This is a genomic window from Marinicauda pacifica, assembly GCF_004793635.1.
Lineage (GTDB): Bacteria > Pseudomonadota > Alphaproteobacteria > Caulobacterales > Maricaulaceae > Marinicauda > Marinicauda pacifica.
The window spans coordinates 1-329 of record NZ_SRXV01000023.1; the positions used below are offsets into that span (position 1 = coordinate 1).

The 329-nt window shown below is 60.2% G+C and carries 1 protein-coding gene; it reads right to left on the reverse strand.

The window, feature by feature from the left end:
• Positions 1-23: 23 nt before the first annotated feature.
• On the reverse strand, positions 24-329 hold a 306-nt coding region (locus tag E5162_RS14255), incomplete at its 5' end, for a methionine adenosyltransferase domain-containing protein (protein WP_158291323.1).

Below are 329 nucleotides of genomic sequence, written 5' to 3' on the forward strand. Positions count from 1 at the left end.
GTTTCACGTGAAACACGCTGTGTTCAGGCGAGTTTCTTCAGCTCGTCGACGAGATCGTTCTTTTCCCAGGAAAAGCCCCCGTCTGCATCGGGTTCACGCCCGAAAGGACCATAGGCAGCCGTGCGTGCGTAGATCGGACGATTCAGCTGGAGATGGGTCCGGATTCCGCGCGGCGACAGATTGACGAGCTCGCGAAGGCGCAGCTCCAGCTTTTCCTCATCCACCTCGCCGGTGCCGTGGGTATCGACATAAAGCGAGAGCGGTTTGGCCACCCCGATCGCATAGGACAGCTGGATCGTGCATTTCCTGGCCAGGCCCGCAGCCACGAC